At 36.3% G+C, this 17,977-nt stretch carries 15 protein-coding genes; 7 read left to right on the top strand and 8 right to left on the bottom strand.

Going from position 1 to position 17,977, the window contains the following annotated elements:
- Positions 1-22: 22 nt before the first annotated feature.
- From GI584_RS07770 to GI584_RS07745, 6 genes are all read right to left on the bottom strand, one after another.
- Positions 23-865 (bottom strand): MIP/aquaporin family protein, encoded by an 843-nt coding sequence (locus tag GI584_RS07770; protein ID WP_153790859.1) that lies wholly within the window; start codon positions 863-865, stop codon positions 23-25.
- Between the two features lie 290 nt (positions 866-1,155).
- The gene (locus GI584_RS07765; protein ID WP_153790858.1) at positions 1,156-3,540 is read right to left on the bottom strand and encodes a glycoside hydrolase family 31 protein; all 2,385 of its coding nucleotides are present in this window, start codon (positions 3,538-3,540) and stop codon (positions 1,156-1,158) included.
- A 22-nt stretch (positions 3,541-3,562) separates the two neighbouring features.
- Positions 3,563-4,867, bottom strand: a complete 1,305-nt coding sequence (locus tag GI584_RS07760; protein ID WP_100361221.1) for a TRAP transporter large permease — start codon at positions 4,865-4,867, stop codon at positions 3,563-3,565.
- 1 nt (position 4,868) lies between these two features.
- Positions 4,869-5,357 (bottom strand): TRAP transporter small permease, encoded by a 489-nt coding sequence (locus GI584_RS07755; RefSeq protein WP_194842156.1) that lies wholly within the window; start codon positions 5,355-5,357, stop codon positions 4,869-4,871.
- A gap of 327 nt (positions 5,358-5,684) precedes the next feature.
- The gene (locus GI584_RS07750; RefSeq protein WP_194842155.1) at positions 5,685-6,701 is read right to left on the bottom strand and encodes a TRAP transporter substrate-binding protein; all 1,017 of its coding nucleotides are present in this window, start codon (positions 6,699-6,701) and stop codon (positions 5,685-5,687) included.
- Between the two features lie 353 nt (positions 6,702-7,054).
- On the bottom strand, positions 7,055-7,591 hold the full coding sequence (locus GI584_RS07745; protein WP_153790857.1) for a glycerol-3-phosphate responsive antiterminator: 537 nt from the start codon (positions 7,589-7,591) through the stop codon (positions 7,055-7,057).
- A gap of 363 nt (positions 7,592-7,954) precedes the next feature.
- Between GI584_RS07745 and ppc the strand changes: the two genes are divergently transcribed.
- The 4 genes from ppc to GI584_RS07725 all read left to right on the top strand — a co-directional run bounded on the left by ppc (position 7,955) and on the right by GI584_RS07725 (position 13,786).
- Positions 7,955-10,708 (top strand): phosphoenolpyruvate carboxylase, encoded by a 2,754-nt coding sequence (gene ppc / locus GI584_RS07740; protein ID WP_153790856.1) that lies wholly within the window; start codon positions 7,955-7,957, stop codon positions 10,706-10,708.
- A 219-nt stretch (positions 10,709-10,927) separates the two neighbouring features.
- Entirely contained in the window at positions 10,928-11,209 is a 282-nt protein-coding gene (locus GI584_RS07735; RefSeq protein WP_153790855.1) for a spore morphogenesis/germination protein YwcE, read from the top strand.
- Between the two features lie 431 nt (positions 11,210-11,640).
- Positions 11,641-12,771: a glycerate kinase gene (locus GI584_RS07730; protein WP_153790854.1), complete on the top strand. Its 1,131-nt coding sequence runs from the start codon at positions 11,641-11,643 to the stop codon at positions 12,769-12,771.
- Between the two features lie 64 nt (positions 12,772-12,835).
- Positions 12,836-13,786 carry a ribose-phosphate diphosphokinase gene (locus tag GI584_RS07725; RefSeq protein WP_100361227.1) on the top strand — a complete coding sequence of 317 codons (951 nt, stop codon included), beginning with the start codon at positions 12,836-12,838 and terminating at the stop codon, positions 13,784-13,786.
- A 526-nt stretch (positions 13,787-14,312) separates the two neighbouring features.
- Here GI584_RS07725 and GI584_RS07720 read toward each other — a convergent pair.
- On the bottom strand, positions 14,313-14,648 hold the full coding sequence (locus GI584_RS07720; RefSeq protein WP_153790853.1) for a DUF3995 domain-containing protein: 336 nt from the start codon (positions 14,646-14,648) through the stop codon (positions 14,313-14,315).
- 114 nt (positions 14,649-14,762) lie between these two features.
- Positions 14,763-15,026, bottom strand: coding sequence for a TetR/AcrR family transcriptional regulator C-terminal domain-containing protein (locus GI584_RS07710; RefSeq protein ID WP_153790851.1), 264 nt, complete (start codon positions 15,024-15,026; stop codon positions 14,763-14,765).
- A gap of 261 nt (positions 15,027-15,287) precedes the next feature.
- On the opposite strand from GI584_RS07710, the gene GI584_RS07705 reads away from it, so the two are divergent.
- From GI584_RS07705 to GI584_RS07695, 3 genes are read left to right on the top strand one after another with little or no spacing between them, the layout of a single operon-like run.
- On the top strand, positions 15,288-16,043 hold the full coding sequence (locus tag GI584_RS07705) for an ABC transporter permease (RefSeq protein WP_100361230.1): 756 nt from the start codon (positions 15,288-15,290) through the stop codon (positions 16,041-16,043).
- 20 nt (positions 16,044-16,063) lie between these two features.
- Positions 16,064-16,837 (top strand): ABC transporter ATP-binding protein, encoded by a 774-nt coding sequence (locus GI584_RS07700; protein ID WP_153790850.1) that lies wholly within the window; start codon positions 16,064-16,066, stop codon positions 16,835-16,837.
- Between the two features lie 23 nt (positions 16,838-16,860).
- Positions 16,861-17,931, top strand: a complete 1,071-nt coding sequence (locus tag GI584_RS07695) for an ABC transporter substrate-binding protein (RefSeq protein ID WP_100361232.1) — start codon at positions 16,861-16,863, stop codon at positions 17,929-17,931.
- Positions 17,932-17,977 lie beyond the last annotated feature (46 nt).

Genomic DNA, 17,977 nt, shown 5'->3' with positions numbered 1-17,977 from the left:
TCCCCAAAATGTATTTCCCTTATTAAACTGCTTCTTTTTCAGAGGAGTTATTAGCAGATTTTATTGATCCATTATGTTTTTTTAATTCTGTAGTTAACGCTATTGCCAATATTATTGCTATCACCACAGACATCATCCAAAACAATCCACTAACTTCACCAATGAACATAGCATTATAGAAAACTGCCCCATAAACGCCACCGATAATTGGACCTATTACTGGTATCCAAGCATATCTCCAATTAGAATCACCTTTTCCAATAATCGGTAACAAAGCATGAGCAATTCGAGGTCCTAAGTCTCTGGCAGGATTAATAGCATAACCCGTCGTTCCTCCTAGTGACATCCCGATTGCTACAATTAACAAACCTACAATAGCAGGGTTTAAACCTTCTGTGAATTGATTGGCACCGATAAATAGAAGTCCCATAACTAATACAAACGTTCCAATCACTTCGCTGACTAAATTTGAAGGTATACTTTTCACTGCAGGATCTGTAGAAAAGACAGATAACTTTGCCGCTGTATCTTCCGTTTCCTTCCAGTGAGGCAAGTATTGAAAAAAAACAATAACTGCACCAATAAACGCCCCAACCATTTGAGCAGTAATATACATTGGAACTTTTGCCCATGGAAATTCGCCAATAGCAGCAAAACCTATAGTTACAGCAGGATTAATATGTGCTTCAGACACATTCCCTACAGCATAAACCCCCATTGCAACAGCTAACCCCCAGCCTATTGAGACGACGATCCACCCTGCACCTTCTGCTTTTGATTTCTTCAAAACGACACCACCGACAACACCGCCTCCAAAGATAACCAGTATCATCGTTCCTATTAACTCAGCTAAAAACTCAGACATTTCGATCCACCTCTTATCCAAAAGTAAGTTTCCTCAACAAGAGATGCACGTGCAGTGTTAGAAAAAAAAATCCACACAGCCATCACACACCATTACCTAGGAAGGTGTGCAACTCGCTGTGTGGACTCCTGATCTCCGACACATTTTTTAACTTGTTATCTATAACGATACACCCAATATAAAACAGCGTCAATGATTTTCTTTTCCAAATCTTCTCACATGTGTTAAATTTTCAATCATATCGGAATGTGAATCACAGTCATGTCCATATCGAAGGATTTCAAATGCTATTAAACATTCAATACAAAAGAACGATTGTTTGTGATGATTTGACCATTTACCTTCACTTTTCTTTCTTCTACTTTTGGCAAGTAAAAGGTTACTTTATCATATGGTAGTTGATATTTTCCATCTACTTCCGTGTTAATATCAATCATTTCATCATTACATTCCATCCGGATTTGGATATACGTATACTCTCCATCTTTATAATGGACTGTTTGCCCATCATCTTCATAGATATATTCTTCTGTTAACCCATTATCTTTATAGGGGAAAAGGAGCACGCCTCTCTCTTCTTTATTGTTATCAAAGCTTATTTCCCCATCTCTAATGGGAAGAATGGACCCCGCTTGAGCATACATAGGAATGGTATCCAATGGTGCATCAGTCGTTAAGTTTGTTCCACCTTGGTAGAAGTTGTCTGAATTAAGATCGTACCAGCCATGTTTGTTATCTGGTAAATAGACTGCCCGATGACGTGCCCCCTCCTCTACCACATTACAAATCAACAATTGATCTCCTACGATAAAATCATCATTTTCTTCGAATGTTTTTTTATCATGATCAAACTGATAGAATGTTGGAGTTAAAATTGGCTTGTAGACTTTATGTGCCTTATGCAACGCCTGGTAAAGGAATGGAATCCATTTGACACGCTCTTTCATTAACCCTCTGATTTGATCTAAGTACTCCGGATACATCCAAGGAACATTTACAGTTTTATCTTCATTCCAAGAATGAATAGTAAAGCGCGGATGGAAAATGCCATTTTGTATCCAACGAATTAATAATTCAGGATCAGGAGCTTTACCTGAAAAACCTCCCACATCATGCCCAAAGTTATATACACCACTCATGCTGAGACTTAGACCCATTTTAATATTGAAGCGGATAGTCTTCCATTCTGTAAAATTGTCCCCAGACCAAGTTTGCACATATTTCTGCATACCAGCTGCTCCGGATCGGGAAATTAAATAGGGACGAACATCAGGATAAAATTCACGTTGTGCTTCATAAGAAGCTTTCATCATTAACATGGTTTGGATCGGTTTAATATAACTTACCGGAATATGGTCTCCAAACCCATTAGCCTTGGCATTCTCATCCCATATTTCATATTCATTGTTGTCATTCCATGTAGAATCGATTCCATAGGATAGCAGCTGTTCTTTTATTTTATCTTTCCACCAATTAAAGGTTTCGTAATTAGTGAAATCCAAGTAAGATCCAACATCATCCCAGAATTGAGAAATTTCTGGTTGATCACTATCTTGAGACATAATAAAATAATGATTCTCTGCTAATTCGTTATATAGTGGGTGATCTTTTAACAATGCCGGTTTAATATTTGCGCATAGCTTAATACCATTTTCCTGGAAGTTTTTTACCATTTCTTCAGGTGAAGGAATTTTGGAATAATCCCAATTAAAAACATAACGCTTATCTCCGATGCTTGTATAACCAGATGACAACTGAAATGAATCACAAGGAATATCATATTCTTTGCAGGACTCAACAAACTTTTTTAACTGTTCTTGTGCGTCCGGTGCATCGGTATAAGTCATTGTGGAACCTGAGTAGCCTAAACTCCATTTTGGTGGCATGATCGTTTTTCCGGTTAATCTTGAGAAGGTCTCCACGACATCTTTTATTCGAGGACCTAACATAAAGTAATAATCTAAATTACCTTTACTCGCATGATAATATCGATATAACCCATGATAATTATCCAGTTCATTACCTAAATCAAATATAGCATCACTGTAATTATCGTAATATAAACCGTAAGCAATTTCTGTATCGTCATTGTAGGTTATATAGTAAGGGATATGTTTGTACAATGGGTCTGTATGCTCAGCATCATATCCCATCGCATCTATCGTCTTCATTCGATAACGTTTTCCAACTTTATTCAAGGAACCGCCCTTCTCACCAAGGCCGTAGTAATAATCATTAGGGCTTCTCTCCAGATAATGATAAACACCTGTCCCTAAGCTTTTATTAAAATTATAATTTTGTGTCTGTCTGTCGTTGGCAATATTGATCCATTGATCATTTGCTTTTGCAAACCAATGAGATTTCAAGCCGGTTAATTCAATCACAACTCTTAATTTGTTTGTGAAAATTTCTATTTCACTTTGAGATTCATGAAGCTGAAAATCAGGTAAACTAAACGGCGATAAGTCTGATTTATCTCTACCTTCTTTAGCTACATCCTCCGCTTCTGGTGCAATTGTCCATGTTCTATTTAGTAGGGGATGTTGTTCCTCTGGGATAAATACTCTAAAAACATCTTCTTCTAAAATATACACATGGGCAACCGTATCTTCTCCACGCAAAATAACGGTATTATTTTCAACTGCATCCAATTTGAAATTAATATTTTTTATCATAACTAAACCTCGCTTTTTATATTTACATCAAGCCAAACAACCTAGGTATAAATAAACTTATCCATTCAAAATAAGTGACTAATAATAAGGCTATGACTAGTGGTATATACAGTTTAAACAATGGTCTTACAACCGATTCAATGGATACGTTGGCAACACTACTTCCAACAAATAATGCACTTCCCACCGGTGGAGTTGTAATACCGATACAAAGGTTAAAAATTAATATTACTCCAAAGTGAACCGGATCTATACCTATGTTCGTAACAATAGGAAGAAATATTGGAGTAAAGATTAAAATTGCTGGTGTAATATCCATAAAAATTCCTACTGCTAGCAGGATAATATTCATTAACAAAAGGATGATAATTGGATTTTCAGATATGGATAATAAGATATTGGTAATTTGTTGTGGAATGCCTGCATAAGCCATTACCCACGACATAATGGAAGAAGCTCCAACTAAAAACAAAACAATCCCTGTCATCACAATAGCCTCTTTTAAAATTGCCGGAATCTCCGGGATCTTTATTTCTCGATAGATAGCTGCCAGAATAGCAGAATATAATACCGCAACGGCAGCACCTTCTGTAGCAGTAAAAATCCCCGCTACAATCCCACCAATTACAACTACTATTAAAGAAAGACTTGGAATAGCATCTAGTACGACACGTACTCCCTGCTTAAAGGTAACCTTTTCAGATACAGGATATTTCTCCTTTTTCGCAATAAAATATGCCACAACCATAATGGACAAACCCATTAAAATCCCTGGTAGGTAACCAGCCATAAACAGGGCCGATATCGATGTACCTCCACTCACTAAGGAATAAACAATAAATGCTGTGGTTGGAGGTATTAATAAACCTGTAGGAGCCGAGGCTATGTTTACTGCTGCAGAGAAAGAAGGATCATATTTTTCCTTTTTTTGCAATGGACTCATTACACTACCTATAGCTGCTGCGGATGCAACGGCTGATCCAGAAATAGAACCAAATAACATGTTACCTACAACATTAGTATGTGCTAAAGCCCCAGGCATTCGCCCGACAAATAGCTTTGCTAAATTAATCAAACGGATAGCAATTCCACCATTATTCATGATACTGCCAGATAACATAAAAAAGATGATGGCTAATAATGTGAAACTATCAATACCTTGAAAAAGTTTTTGAGCTGCCGTAAAAGAAATCATATCCAAAGGAACTAAGGTTAATGCAGCTAATACAGATGATATTCCAATTCCTATTGATATCGGTACGCCTATGACTAATAACACAAAAAAGGAACCAAATAAAACGATTGTTGCCAATAAACTTGCATCCACCTTATCCACCTTCTTCCTGACTGATTTTTTTATACTCTTTAATTCCTAGTAATTTATATAAGATAATAAGCACACCACTAATTGGCAAAATGGAATATACAATCCCTTTTTGCACACCTAAGATCGGTGTAGTCTGTGACATTGTCATATTAACAGCTTCCATACCACCTTTTAATAAGATAACGACTGCGAAAAAAATGACAAAAATGTCGTTAATAACCGTAATGATCATTCCTCTCGTTCCCGTTAATTTATTTGTGACAAATGTTAATGCTAAATGCTTATTCGCACCAAAAGCATAGCTTGCCCCTAATAAGGAAGTCCACACTAATAAAAATCCTAATAATTCATTGGTGAATGTACTTGGATTGTTTAATACATAGCGTGTAAAAACCTGCCACAGGGCTCCTAGTACTAATATGATCAGTAATGAGGAAGCTACAAATAAAATGCCGCGATCCAACATCTTTTTTATTTTATCTACGATCATGGAGTAACTTCTCCTTCTTTATCATGATTTATAAATAAGAAAAGCACAGAGCGCCCGTTCAGCAACGTACAAACTGGACTGAACCGTAGGAGATAAAGGAAACACGATGAGCTGTAAGCGAATCAATGTTGACTTATCATACGGAGGTGAGGGAAGTTTGCTAGTTACTGGGCGCTCGGAGCTAGACATCTCCGTTTATACTTTTTTTTGAGAAAGGCTTGTCTCATAAGAAGAATTTATACGTCTTCACTGAACTTTCGAGAAATGGAAGTTAATCCTCGTTGCGTGAGTAGTCTATATTCTTATGAGACAGCCTGTTATAAAAACTTATTCATCAAGTTCGTTGATTGCATTAATAATCTCAGCTAATCTTTCATCCTCTTTATATTCTTCATGTAATGGTTGTACTAAATCGATAAATGGCTCTTTATCCACTTCATTGAATTCTACACCCATTTCTTCTGCTTCTGCTACAGCTTCTTCAATAGCTTGATTCCATAGCTCTGTGTGCTCTTCTCTTGTTTCATTTGCAGCCTCTTTAAAAATTTCTTGTTCTTCATCTGAGAGACTATTCCATAAATCAGTACTAACAACTAAAATATCAGGAATATTCGTATGTTCTGAATAAGAGAAGTTTTTAGCTACTTCACCATGCTGACCTGTTGTTAAAGCTGTCGGATTACTCTCTGCACCATCAATAACTCCTTGTTGTAAGGAAGTATAAATTTCATTGTATCCTAATGGTGTCGGCGTACCACCTAAAAGATCAACCATATCAATTGCTGTTTGGCTATCCATTACTCGAATATTTAATCCTTTCAGATCTTCTGGAGTTTCAATCGGTGTATCTACCGTATAGAAACTACGGGCACCTGAATCAAAATAAGAAACACCCACAAAACCTTTATCTTCAGTCGATTGATAAATCTCTTCTACAATATCAGACTCCATTACATTTCTATAGTGTGTATCACTTGTGAAAATATAAGGTAATGAAAACACAGCGTATTCATTTGAGAAAGACTCTAATGCTCCTGCACTTACTTTCGTCATATCAACACTACCGTTCTGTACTTGCTCTAATACATCTGATTCACTTCCCAAAACACCATTTGGGAATATTTCAAAAGTAATATTACCGTCTGTTTTTTCTTCAACGCTGGCAACAAAAGTTGTTAGTGCCTGGTGGATTGGATGATCCTCACTTAAGTTGTGTGCTAATCTTAATTCTTTTGGTTCTGTGTTTGATGCAGAATCGTTATCACCTGATTCATTTTCATCGCTACCACATGCTACTAGTATCCCTAATATTAAAAACAAAATCCCAATTTTAAACTTTTTCATCATGAAACCTCCTAGATTTTTCTTGTTGTTTAAAAACAAAACTTAATTAAATGACTTAATAAACTAATTATGGTAAAGGACCTACGTTCACCTCCAAAACAATAAAAAAAGATCCATCACTAAAATTAGGTAGACGTTTTCAAAAATCATTAACGCATACCGAATATAGTTTGGATCTCCATTTCTCCACAATAATATTATTAACTTATGGCTACATATTATACTATTACAAAAACGCTGTCAACGATATTTCACCTGTCAATCTTTAGAAACTTCCAAATAAATATTGGGCTAACCGGATTTCTATCAATAAAACTCATTTTTGGCCAAAGCAGACTTTATCTTATTTAAATTTAAAAAAGTTCTTTATTTGATGTTGTGATCGCAACCGCACCATTTTGTAAAGCATTCTGGATATCCTCATCTTTTTTTATGAGGCCACCTGCTATCACAGGGATGCCGGTCCTTTGTACAATATCACTTATTACAGATGGAATAATTCCCGGTAGTACTTCTATATAATCGGGTTTTGTTTTTTCTATGAGTTCAATATTCTTTTCTATTGCTGAGCTATCAATCGCAAACAGCCGTTGAATGGCAACGATATCGCTTTTCTTTGCCAGCGAAATCACATTTGCTCTAGTAGATATAATACCATCCACTTTTACATGACGCACTAAAAATTCCATTCCATATTGATCGACCTTTAAGCCATTTATTAAATCTGCATGGACTAGAATCTTTTTGTTAAACTTTCTAGCATATTGGGCGATTTGCTGTAATTGGGCAATTCTTGTTTCTAATATAATAAATAATTCATGATCACTTTTTAATATGAAATCAAAATCTTTCATTTTACGAACTGCTGGCAGAACGCCTTCTAGTTTCATGTTTTCCCCTCTTTTTCTGAATGATTTGCGCTTCTCTTTCATTTATCATAAACTTAATATAGAAATAGACTCAACTATTATACATAGAATTATCAGATTTTCAGACAATTACGACAATAAAGCGAAATCATTACTCTTTTTGTCAAATTCATGTTATGATAATAGATGTGTCTATTTTTTGTACTATTTTCATTTTAGTTTATGACGATTCTAAGGCAGTGCGGAATCGTTTGTCCAGTTTAAGTCCTCTAACCAATTCCAGCCAACTATTGCAAGCTATTCAAAGCACGACACTATTAAATGCATACTTAAAATTCAAAAATATCTTAATTGAATGAAAACTTTGAAAGGAAGTGGAACGATATGGCAACAACATCAGAGGAAAAAATCAATGTATCATTGCTAAAAGATGTCGAATACTTAACAAAGATTTTAGACGATGTATTGCTTCATGAAGGTGGAGATACACTGTTAAAAACGGTTAAAGAGATTCGTGTTCTTTCCACAGAATTTAGAGAGACACAAGAAGCATCCACTCAAGATAAAATCAAACAAAAAATTAACGAGCTGGAACCAGGTTTGAGAAAAAATGTTATTCGTGCTTTCTCTATTCACTTGCATATATTAAACATTGCCGAGCAAAACTACCGTTCAAGAAGACGTCGGGAGTATCAAGCACAGGATGCGAATATTATTCAACCTGGTTCACTAGAAGCTGGAGTAAAAACTTTAATTGATAACAATGTAAGTCCAGAACAGATTACAGACTTACTTGAGAAACTATCATTAGAACTAATTATGACCGCACACCCAACAGAGGCAACCAGAAGAACTATCTTGCAAATTCATAAAAGAATTGCTCGTTTATTAACACAATGGGATTATTCCTATACAAGATATGAGAAAAAAATGATTAAAGAGCGTATTGCAAATGAAATAACTTTCTTATGGCAAACACAAGAAATCAGACAGAAAAAACCTTCTGTTATGAAAGAGGTTTCTAACGGTTTATATTATTTTGATCGAGTATTATTTGATGTTCTACCTAAAATCCATGACGATCTTGAAGATTTATTATTTGAAAAATATAATCAACGTTGGCAAATTCCTTCCTTCTTACGCTTTGGTTCCTGGATCGGTGGTGACCGTGACGGTAACCCGAATGTAAAAGCTACGACAACATTCGAAACTTTAAAACGCCATCGTGAATTGGTATTGAGAAAGTATAAAGATGCACTTAGTACATTAAAAGATCGTCTAAGTCATTCAGATTCTAAAATAGAAGTTAGTGAAGAATTAAAATCATCTATTGAAAAAGATCGTAAAGAACTGTCCATTAATGGTTGGCATAAAGAAGATGAAGTATATCGAGTTAAACTTTCACTTATGCTGAAAAAACTTGAATATACAGAGCAAGATGATGAACGCGGATATGCGAAAGCGGAAAATTTACTAGAGGACTTATATCTTATCCGTGAAAGTATGAAGATCCATCATCCAAATCATAATCCTGTAAAGCTTTTACGTAAGGTGATTCGCCAAGTTGATTTATTCGGATTCCACCTTGCATCATTAGACATTCGAAACCATAGTGGTGAGCACGAATCAGCACTTACAGAAGTTTTCCATGAAGTGGGTATAGCGGATGAATATTCATCATTAGATGAGGAAGACAAAGTAGAAACACTTATTTCTGTTCTGGAAAATCCTCGTCCACTTATTTCTATTTATGATGAATACAGTCCTGAAACATTAGAAGTAATTAATACTTTCCGCATGATCAAGCAGGCACAAGACACATTCGGTCTACGTGCAATTGAAGTTTATTTAATTAGTATGACGGACAACGTAAGTGACCTTTTAGAAGTTTTAGTACTAGCAAAAGAAGCTGGACTGTATCGTGTATATCCAGATGGAAAAGTAGTCAGTCGCATTCATGTGGCACCACTTCTGGAAACAATTGATGACTTAAAGAACGGGCCTGAAATGATTAAAAAATTATTCGATATTCCTTTATATCGTAAACATCTTGGTGCTCGTGGTAACTTACAGGAAGTAATGCTTGGATACTCTGATAGTAGTAAAGATGGCGGTAACATCACAGCAAACTGGGAGTTATATCAAGCACAACAAGAAATTCATGACATTGCATCTAGCTATGGTGTGAAATTAAAATACTTCCACGGACGTGGTGGATCACTGGGACGTGGTGGCGGCCCATTATATTCCAGTCTATTATCACAACCAGCTGTAACACTTGGTGACGGAGTTAAAATCACGGAGCAAGGCGAAGTATTATCGTCCCGTTATCTACTGGAAGATATTGCGTATCGTAGTTTAGAACAAGCTACTTCTACACTGCTGACAGGTATCATGGGATTAAATGATGACAATACTAACATGAAACCTTCACAAGAAGAAGTGGATGCGATGAGTGTTATTTCTGAATACGCATTAAAGAAATATCAATCATTAGTCTTTGAAGATCCAGGATTTATCAAATACTTCAACCAGGCAACTCCTTTACATGAACTGGGTGACTTGAACATTGGTTCCCGTCCGATGAAACGTAAAGGTAGTGATCGCTTTGAGGACTTACGTGCGATCCCATGGGTATTCGCCTGGACTCAAAGTCGTCAATTACTCCCAGCTTGGTATGCAGCTGGTACTGGCTTTAAGAAATATCTTGATGATACAGGTAACTTGGAATTATTGAAAAAAATGTATGAAAAATGGCCGTTCTTTAACGCAACAATCAATAACTTACAAATGGCCTTAACAAAAGCAGATATTCAAACTGCACAAGAATATGCCAATATGATGCAAGATAATGAAATTAGCTCTCGCATCTTTAACTCAATCAAAGAGGAATATGCACAAACAAAAGAAATCATCATAAAAATAACCGGACAAGAAGAATTACTTGATAACCGTCAAAACATTAAAGACTCGGTGAGACTTCGTAATCCTTTAGTAGACCCGTTGAATTTACTACAAGTTCAACTCGTTTCACAGTTACGAAGCCAAGGAGAAGAAAGTGATCAATATGATGAGCTGTTAATGGAAGCTCTACTTACAATTAATGGTGTGGCAGCTGGTCTTCGTAATACAGGTTAATGTAATAATCGAAAAGCCTTTAAGCATGTGCTTAAAGGCTTTTTTATGCTTTTTAATGAATGTATATAACCCACCTATTATATTCTAAGCTGAGTCACACCTTGACGTCGTAAATTTGTGTCTAAAATATGAACTAATTGTTACAAAAATATGAACTTTTATGTTATACTAAATTTGAAAACACTTACAGAATAAATTATACATTTGAGGTGACTCAGTATGGATATATTATTAATTTTCTTGCTAATTTTTAGTTTCACTCCTTTTTTACTATGGGGAGATAAATGGAAAAAAACTGCTATCGGGCAAATACCTTTTGTTATCGGCGCCTGGTTTACCTTTGTAAAATATGTAACAGTTGGAATTGGACCTGGAGAAACCTATTTATGGGGTCTATTTATTGCAAATCTGGTATACGGACATATTGCCTTTACAATTGTGTTACTGGAAATGCGAAAGTCTATCAAAGTACGTCAACCAATGGTAGAACAGAATAACTAATCAAGAGATGATGTCACTATTACATCATCTCTTTTTTTGCCAAAAGTAATCATAAAATTATGCGCAAAAAACATTTTCTTCCATACTGCATTTTGAGGAGTGATTAACCGTCGCTGCGGCAGAATACGGAGACTCCTATGGGAACAGCACGCGTCCGAAGACCCCGCAGGAAAGTGCATTTTGCTTTCTGAGGAGACTGAGGCCGTGCCCATGGAAAGCGTAGTATTCTGCCGGAGCGTTTCCAACACTCCACTTCAGAAGAATGGAAGAAAGCCAAACTAACGAGAATTTTCATTGGTTCGCAGTTTGTATCTACTTCTAATTAAATAAGAGGGCAGGTTGGGTGGGCATTGTTCGGTTTATTGATTGAATGTAAGCGATATCTACATTATACTTTACAAAAAAGCTTATAATTCATTGGAGGAAATGTCATGAAAATTGTTGTTGCACCTGATTCTTATAAAGGAAGTCTGTCCGCTACGGAAGTGGCACATACGATAAAGACAGCAATCCAAGAAAGCGGTGATCATGAAGTTATCACAAAACCAATGGCAGATGGTGGTGAAGGTACGATCGAAGCGATATTATCTGCTACTTCGGGGAAACAAGTTCAAATTTCTACACTCGGTCCATTAGGTGAATCGATAGAAACAAGTTATGCCATTATTAATCAGACTACTGCAGTCATTGAAACAGCCATGCATGCTGGCTTGTATCAAGTCCCAGATGACAAGCGAAATCCGGATTTGACCACAACTTATGGAATGGGACAAGCTATTCTCGATGCCTTGGATAGAGGTTGTCAGCAAATTATTATTGGTCTTGGTGGTAGCGCTACGAACGATGGTGGTTTAGGATTATTGCAAGCACTTGGCCTACACGTATTTGATAAAAATGGTAATCCGTTAGATAAATTCGGTAATGACCTATTACATATCGACGCTGTTCAGCTCGACGATTTGGACCCTCGCTTACAAGATGTAAAATTCCGAATTGCCTGTGATGTCGATAACCCATTATGTGGGGAACTGGGAGCAAGTGCCGTATACGGTCCACAGAAAGGAGCAACTCCAGCGCAAATTCATTTATATGATAAAGCTTTACACCATTTTGCTAACCTGTTGGAAACACAACTAGATAACAACTGGCAACATACTCCCGGCGCCGGGGCTGCAGGTGGTCTGGGGTTTGCTTTCCTATCACTGGGTGCAAAATTGGAGTCTGGGGCCTCTTTAATTGCTGAAGCCATTAGTCTCGAGCAAAGTATAGAAGTAGCAGATCTTATTCTTACTGGCGAGGGGCAAAGTGATGAACAAACCTTATATGGAAAAGCACCCGGCTTTGTGGCAGAATTAGCAAAAAAATTTAACAAACCAACTATTTTATTATCGGGTAGTTTAGGTGGAAATACTGCAAAATTAAGAAAACACTTTGCAGGCTGTTTTTCGATTGTTAACCAGCCATTAAGTCTGGAAGAGTGCATGGATAATACTTCCACACTTTTAAAGGAACAAACGATGCAAATTATGACATTGATTCAAGCAATGAAGGAAGATAGATAACTTGTTTCACTTGTCGCTTTTTGCGATAATAAAAGAAACATCCATCTATTAGGAGGTATTTTGCTTGAAAGATACATATAATGATACCAAATTGAAAGTTTTTTCCTTAAACTCCAACCTTTCACTCGCTGAAGAGATTGTACATCATATTGGTATTGATTTAGGAAAGTCTTCCGTTAAAACATTCAGTGACGGAGAAATACAAATTAACATTGAAGAAAGCATTAGAGGTTGTGATGTATTTGTCGTTCAATCAACCTATGATCCTGTAGAAGATCATATTATGGAGTTATTAATTATGATAGATGCCTTGAAAAGAGCTTCTGCAGCATCAATTAATGTTGTGATTCCTTATTATGGTTATGCACGTCAGGATCGGAAATCTCGAGCACGGGAACCAATTACCGCGAAACTAATTGCCGATTTAATACAAAAAGCTGGTGCCAACCGGATTATTTCCATCGATTTGCATGCACCTCAGGCTCAGGGTTTTTTCAATATCCCCGTTGATCCTATTTCAGCTGTTCCCATCATCGGAAGCTATTTGGATGCAAAACAATTAGAAGATATCGTCGTAGTAGCCCCTGATCATAGCAGTGTATCACGCGCCAGACATTTGGCCGATCAGTTAAAAGCACCGATAGCTATAGTAGATCGCCGTGGACCAAGAGATAATGCCTCCACAATTAATATTGTTGGTGAAGTTGAAAACAAAACAGCAATTATTATTGATGATATTATTGATACGGGGCGGCGTATTACATCAAGTGCAAAGGCGTTAAAAAATCATGGAACTAATCAGGTTTATGCATGCACTACTCATCCTGTTCTTTCAGGTATTGCCGTCAAAAAAATAGCTGAATCTAATATAAAAGAATTAATTGTTACCAATACTATTCCGTTACCAGAAGAAAAACAAATAGATAAAATTACTCAATTGACTGTAGGTCCTGTTGTTTCAGAGGCGATTATCCGCTTATATGAACAACAATCTGTCAGTTCATTGTATCTCTAAAGTATAAAAAATAATTTATAGTCACTTATCAGGCAACTGGAATATAGGAAACCAGTTGCCTGTACTATTTTTCTGATTTTCATTGTATCGCAAAGTACTCCTCTTCGAATTCAAATGTAAATCAAAAATTTTGTCGGTTTAAGTTAAAGGCCTTCCATCAATATTAATTGAAATCCATATACTTTCCACAATTAAAATTTATGACCAATAGATCCATTAAATGAATGGCATCAGTTCCATTAGACCACCATCGTCATTTCGAAAACAATCTGACTTTACATAGATAACTGGTGTATATCCAATTTTCGAAGCATAAGGGCACTTGTTAAACCACTAATCCCTGCACCAATAATAACTACTTTATTTTTCATGATTACTCCTCATTCCATAAAGTGAGACTTCCCTCAGTGGGGGTTAGCGAAACTTATCAGGGTGTTAGTGCCGGTTATCCCCCACTTTTACTTCTTTGATTTACTTGAACCTAGATGTTTGGGTTTTACGGACGATTGGCACCGTTATAAAAGCCCTACAACCACACCAATAAAAATGAAATCCCTAAATAAAAACAAAGAGGACTATAGTATCTCGTATCATACTTAGCGAAAGTAGAATCTTTAATTCTTTTTGTGAATCCAAGATATTTAAAATCACCAATTGCTCTCAAAAAGAAAACAAAGGTAAATACTATACAAAACATTTTCGTCAGGATATTAGGGTAATAGAAAGGGATTGCATTGAATTGAGCTAATAGCATAAATCCGACAAGTAATAACCCTAACGCAACAATGAGTGTCTCGATGATCCTAGGAGTAAACGATGCACCACCGCCTACTTTTTCGGGTACAGAAGCGGTTTTGCCCATCTTCCTCCAAATATCCAATAAAAATGAATCAAACTAATTAACGTTAACACTCCTGCAGATGAATAAACTAAAAATGACATTTTGACCTCTCCCTCCTCTTTTCGATAGGATTAACTATTGTGCCGCAATTCCTTCCCATACGATTTCAAATTGTGGATGAAAAATCTCTTTTAAATCTTCTTTTGTTTCTGCGGACGACCATGTAATAAGTGCGTTGAAGTAGATTCCGACTAGAACAGAAGCAATATGTTGGGGATTAAAGCGACTTTGAAACAATCCATTTTGCATTGATTCATCTATGATATCTGACAGAGCTTCATTAAACTTTACAATATTTGTTGATTCTTCCCTTAAGGCAGAACGGATGGTTTCAGACAAGGTTAATTTTAGTACTTACCCATGTTCTACGTAGACTGAGAATAGTTCATTAAGTGTATTTATTTTACATATAAAACAAACCGTTTAATTAACAATCAACAAATAATAAAAACTAATTGTTAAACAACCCCCAGTTTGTGGGAAATTCTTCATTACACTATTTATTTACTGGAATAAGAGAAGTTAATTGTTACACAGTATTTTTTGCACACCTTCTGGGCGAATACATATGATAGCCATATAAAGAGAGGAAGAGATGTCATGCGAAAAAAAATATCTATACCACAATTGATTACCATCTCCTCCCCAATCTGCTTACTTCTATTATGGGAGTTTTGTTCTCAATTTGAGATATTAGATCCACGTTTCTTTCCAGCACCCACTTTAATCATGCAAACACTTTTGCAGATGGGAGAGTCTGGGGAGCTTTTTTCACACATCACAGTCAGTTTAACTCGGATTGTATTTGGTTTCTTACTCGGTGTTATTCCTGCGATCTGTATTGGGCTGTTAATGGGTATGTATCGGTATTTCAGGCATTTTTTCTCACCAATCATCATGATTTTCATGCCGATTCCAACATTAGCGATGCTTCCTATTATCCTAATTTTATTTGGTATCGGAGAATTCTCAAAAATGATTACAATTGCTATTAGTGTTTTTTTTCCAGTAGCTATCAATACTGCAGCAGGTGTTGCCAATATCGATAAAATCTACTTAGATGTTGCAAAGAATTATCAAGCCAATGCAAAAGACTTCTTCTTCAAAATTGCACTTCCAGGTTCTTTACCAGTTATGCTGGAGGGTATTCAAATGGGCCAGGCGATTGCTTTGTTGACAATAGTAGCTGCCGAAATGATTGGTGCTAACTCTGGGATAGGCTATCTCATTTGGATGAACTACAAAGCCTTTTTACTGCCACAAATGTATGTCGGATTATTGCTTATTTCGTTTTTTGGTTACTTTTTCTCCTTATTACTAAGAGGAATGGAACGAAAATTATTGCCCTGGAAATAACGTAGAAAAGAGGGATAAAGTTGTCAAAAATTGAGATTAATCAATTATCAAAAAAATTCATCAAACGAGATAAGTTTATTGAAGCTTTACAGGATATCACCTTATCGATTCAACCAGGAGAATTTGTTTGTTTACTAGGTCCGAGTGGCTGTGGGAAAACAACCTTACTTAGAATTTTAGCTAATTTAGAAAAGCCGAGTACTGGTGAAGTATTCATTCACCAAACAGATGAGCAAAAGCCGTTACAATCCATGGTTTTCCAAGAAAATGGTATCATCCCTTGGCTGACTGTAGAAGAAAATGTTGCATTCGGACTAAAAATGAGACATTTACCAAGCTCTTATGTTAAAGAACGTACAGAGTATTATTTATACAAAGTTGGTTTAACCAATTTCAAACGATTGTACCCTAAAGAACTTTCAGGAGGAATGAAGCAACGTGTAAGTATTGCGCGTGCTTTTGCGAATGACCCGGAAATTCTATTAATGGATGAACCATTTGCGGCTTTAGATGAACAGAACAAATTCATTCTACAAGAAGAATTACTTTCGATTTGGCAGGAAACAAAGAAAACTGTTCTTTTTATTACCCATAGTATTGATGAAGCTTTGTTGCTAAGTGATCGAATTTTACTGATGAGTTCGCAACCCGGAAGAATTATCAAAGACATTACGATTGAGATGGAACGACCACGGTCAATTGAAAAAGTACGATCTGATTCAACCATGACTAACATTTTCTTAGATGTATGGGAGCATCTACAAAGCGAAGTAAAGCAAGCAAGGTTAAAGTGAGTAATTTTAATGGAGGAATATCAATGAAAACATTTCTATTTTCAATAATGACACTTGTTGCGTTTTTGGTTGTAAGTGGTTGTCAATCGTCTGATTCCGGTCAACGAGATGACGGTGAAAATACCGATTCATTATCCCCTCTTGAAGAAACTGCCAAAGTCGTCATCGCAGAAGATGGGTCTGCTTCTGGAGCAGGTTTTTATATCGCAAAGGACAAAGGTTACTTTGAAGAATATAACATCGAAGTGGAATTTGCGACTTTTGGCAACAGTGATGAAATGCTACCTGCAGTTGCGGCAGGTGAAGTCGATGTTGCTGGTGGAATTTCCTCCGCCTCTTTCTTCAATTCGATCGCACAAGGTATTGATGTCCGCTTTATTGCCGATAAAGGCCATAACAATGAAGGCAGTTCTTATTTTACCTTTGTCGTAAGAGATGATTTAAAGGACGAAATTACAGATTATCCTGATGTGAAGGATAAAAAAATTGCCGTATCCACTGAAAACGGTGTTGATCATTATATTTACAATGAAATGCTGAAACATGCCGGGGTTTCTACAGATGAAGTGGAATTTGTCTTGATGAGTGACTTTGGTAATATGATGTCTGCAATGGGAAATAATCAAATTGATCTTGCTTTACAGATTGAACCACTTATTACACAAGGTGAAAATCAGGCTATACATCAACGTTTCTTGGATGCAACAGATTATGCTCCAGAAGCACAGATAGCAATGGTTTTAGGATCACCCAAGTTTTTAACAGAACGTCGAGATGTAGCAGTTCGTTTTATGGCAGCATATTTAAGAGGAGTACGTGATTACCATGATGTCTTTATGAAAGACATCGATGACGAAGGTGAAGTTATCTCCATCATGGCCAATCATACGGCTCTTAAAGATGAAGAACTCTGGGAAGAAGTTGGAGTAACTGGACTAAATCCTAATGGCTATATTTTTGAAGAAGATGTAGAAAAACAATATCAATTCTATCAAGAAAATGGTGCGATTCAAGGAGACTTAGATTTTGAGAAAATTATAGATATGTCGCTTGTTGAAGAAGCATTAGATTTAATTGGAACATATGAAGAATAATAACCTCCTTCCTATTGCGACCTGATCAATAGATATTGCAATACAC

This window comes from Gracilibacillus salitolerans (genome assembly GCF_009650095.1).
GTDB classification, from domain to species: domain Bacteria; phylum Bacillota; class Bacilli; order Bacillales; family Amphibacillaceae; genus Gracilibacillus; species Gracilibacillus salitolerans.
The sequence above is the reverse complement of the archived record's forward strand: the minus strand, read 5'-3'. Positions and strand labels throughout refer to the sequence as shown.